Genomic DNA, 3,679 nt, shown 5'->3' on the forward strand with positions numbered 1-3,679 from the left:
GTTTACATCTTCTGGTTTGCTTGAAGCATTTACAGAGATTGCTGAAACTTCAGTTGCCTTTACACCATTTACTTCTGAGAAGTAACCGTCAATTTGTTCTACATGAACTACTGGTAAAGTAGTTTCTGTATCATCAGTTAACTTGTTAGTTTCAGTGTTGTAAACAGTGTATGCACTGTAACTAGTATCACCGTTCTTATCAACCGTCTTAGTCCGTGCGAAGGTTACCTTTTGAGTTTGGGTAGTAGTCTTACCATCTGGAGTTGTAGTGTTGATATTTCTAGTTACGGTCTTGAACAAGTCAGATTGACTTGGATCATTAGGGTTAGTTGGAATTTCAGTTCCAGTAACGATTAGTGGAGTATCAACGATTTGAGTCTTACCATCTGGGTAAGTTACAGTAATTGAAACTGTAGTCTTACCAATCTTGCTTACATCAGGTTCACCGTTAGTCCAAGTGTACTTAGTATTAGGATCTAATTCATCCTTGTTACCAATACCATCTTCTGGATTTGGTTCTACACCTTGTTCAGTAACGATTGGCGTACCAGTTGCGGTTTCACTGTAAGTTGGAGTGTTATCAGTTACAATTACGTGAACTGGAACTTCATCTTGTGAACCATCTGGATAAGTTACAACAACAGTTGCATCCTTAGTACCTGGAGTGGTTACATCTGGAGTGGTCTTCCAAGTGTAACTAGTTCCTGTTGGTAAATCACCCTTATTTGCAATACCTTCTGAAGCGTTTGGAGTTTTACCTACATTAGTGTGAACATCTTGGCCCTTAGGAGTGTAATTATCTGCATCTGTTGGGTTTACGTTTTCTTCAACGTGAACAGTAATTGGTGCAGGATCACTTGAACCGAAAGTAATTGAAGTTGGGTATTTACCAACTACATGGTAACCATTTGGTACATGAGCATTAATTTCTGGATCTACAGTTTCTCCAGTTACACCATTTTCAGTGTAACCACCAACCTTCTTACCACTCTTATCAACATAAGTAATGGTTACTGAATGTTCATTAGCAGTGTAGTTAAAGGTTACTGTTGAATCTTCAGTATTACCAGTTACATCCATTGCTGGTGCAGCATCTGGATTAGTTACTGTGTAACCAGCTTCTTCCGGAGCAGTTACGGCCTTAAACTTAGCTCCATCCACGTTCCATGCACTGTAAGTTACATCACCAGTTACTAAGTCTTCAGTAGCAGTTCTGTGGATAGTTGCAGTTTGCTTAGTGTATTCACTAGTCTTACCTGCAATATCAAGATCAATTGTTCTTGTAATTGTCTTGTTTACCTTATCTGCTTGACTTGGATCGTTAGTTACATCCTTTGTTCCGTGTTCAACGTAGACAATAGTGTCTTTAATTGGAGCATTACCAAATGTGAATGAACTTGGAATGTTTTGTCCACCAACTACTTTCCAGTTAGCTGGAACTTGAAGAGTTACTGGGACAGTTTCGCCAGTCTTACCAGGAACTACTTGAGTACCAACAACATCGTTGTGATCAGCGTTGTTTACGTACTTGATTGTAGCAGTTTGATCTGAGTAAGTGTAGTTTACAGTTACAGTAATGTTGTTTACTGGTTCGCCGTTTTCTAGACCTGATTGTGCTGCTACATAATCCTTACCATCTTTGGTAGTGATTGTACCACCGGTAATGGTTCTAGTGTAACCTGCTTCACTTGGAATTTCTAATTCTGGGAAGCTTGTTGCACCATCTTCCATGTTTGAAGTCCAGTCAGTGTAAGTTACCTTACCAGTTGCTTCATTAGTGGTCTTAATTCTGTAAAATGCAAGAGTTTGAGTTCTAGTTTGAGGTGCTTGACCTTCAATGTTTACAGTAATTGTTCTAGTTACTTCACGGTAAACATCCTTGTTGCCCTTATCATTACGTCCATCATCAGTATCCGTCTTAGCTTGTACTTTAACAGTAATGTCTGGGTTATCAGTTGCGTTAAATGGTACAGTGGTTGGAATTTCAGTTCCTGGTACTACTTCATAGCCAGTTGGTACTTGTAATGGAGTTTCACCATTTCCGTTTCCAATAGTTACGCTAGTTCCAGTCTTACCTGTTAAGGTTTGAGTTCCAACAGTGTTGCCATTATCTACAAAGATAATCTTTCTAGTTTGACCATCTGCAGTGTAGTTAAAGGTTACTGTTGAATCTTCAGTTTTACCAGTTACATCCATTGCTGGTGCGGCATCTGGATTAGTTACTGTGTATCCTGGAATGTTTGGTGCAGTTACAGCTGCAAACTTAGCAGTGTTCCAATCACCATAAGTTATTTCACCAGTTACTAGGTCTTCTGTTGCACTTCTGTGAAGAGTTACAGTTTGTGCTGGAGATAAAGTAGTAACTTTACCTTCTACATTAGTCTTAATAGTTCTAGTAATTGTCTTGTTTACCTTGTCTGCTTGACTTGGATCGTTAGTTACATCCTTTGTTCCGTGTTCAACATAGACAATGGTGTCCTTAATTGGTGCTGAGCCAAATGTGAATTCACTTGGAATGTTTTGTCCACCAACTACTTTCCAGTTAGCTGGAACTTGAAGAGTTACTGGAACAGTTTCGCCAGTCTTACCAGGAACTACTTGAGTACCAACAACGTCGTTGTGATCAGCGTTGTTTACGTACTTGATTGTAGCGGTTTGATCTGAGTAAGTGTAGTTTACAGTTACTGTAATGTTGTTTACTGGTTCACCGTTTTCTAAGCCTGATTGTGCCGCTACATAATCCTTACCATCTTTAGTAGTGATTGTGCCACCGGTAATGGTTCTGGTGTAACCTGCTGCACTTGGAATTTCTAATTCTGGGAAGCTAGTTGTACCATCTGTCATGTTTGAAGTCCAGTCAGTGTAGCTTATCTTACCAGTTGCTTCATTAGTGGTCTTAATTCTGTAGAAGTCAAGTTTTTGAGTAACAGTTTGAGGTGCTTGACCTTCAATGTTTACTGTAATTGTTCTGGTTACTTCACGGTAAACATCCTTGTTGCCTTTATCATTACGTCCATCATCAGTATCCGTCTTAGCTTGTACTTTAACAGTAATATCTGGGTTATCAGTTGCGTTAAATGGTACAGTGGTTGGAATTTCAGTTCCTGGTACTACTTCATAACCAGTTGGTACTTGTAATGGAGTTTCTCCATTTCCGTTACCAATAGTTACGCTAGTTCCAGTCTTACCTGTTAAGGTTTGAGTTCCAACTGTCTTACCACCATCCACAAAGACAATCTTTCTAGTTTGATCTGCCTTCTTGTAGTCTACTGTTACTGTAATGTTGTTTACTGGAGTTCCATCACTCAAACCACTTACTGATGCTACATAATCCTTACCATCCTTGGTAGTGATTGTGCCGCCTGTGATAGTTCTAGTGTAACCTGCTGCACTTGGAATTTCTAATTCTGGGAAGCTAGTTGCACCATCAGTCATATCTGAAGTCCAGTCAGTGTAAGTTACCTTACCAGTTGCTTCATTAGTGGTCTTAATTCTGTAGAATGCAAGAGTTTGAGTAACAGTTTGTGGTGCTTGACCTTCAATGTTTACTGTAATTGTTCTGGTTACTTCACGGTAAACATCCTTGTTGCCCTTATCATTACGTCCATCATCAGTATCCTTCTTAGCTTGTACTTGAACAGTAATGTCTGGGTTATCAGTTGCGTTAAATGGTACAGTC

1 protein-coding gene is annotated in these 3,679 nt (G+C 39.5%); it reads right to left on the minus strand.

What is annotated here, in order from left to right; all coding sequences use genetic code 11:
• A partial coding sequence (locus H5R88_RS07875) for a mucin-binding protein (protein WP_259393982.1) occupies positions 1-3,679 on the minus strand: 3,679 nt, incomplete at both ends.

This window comes from Limosilactobacillus agrestis, assembly GCF_014145585.1.
GTDB classification, from domain to species: domain Bacteria; phylum Bacillota; class Bacilli; order Lactobacillales; family Lactobacillaceae; genus Limosilactobacillus; species Limosilactobacillus agrestis.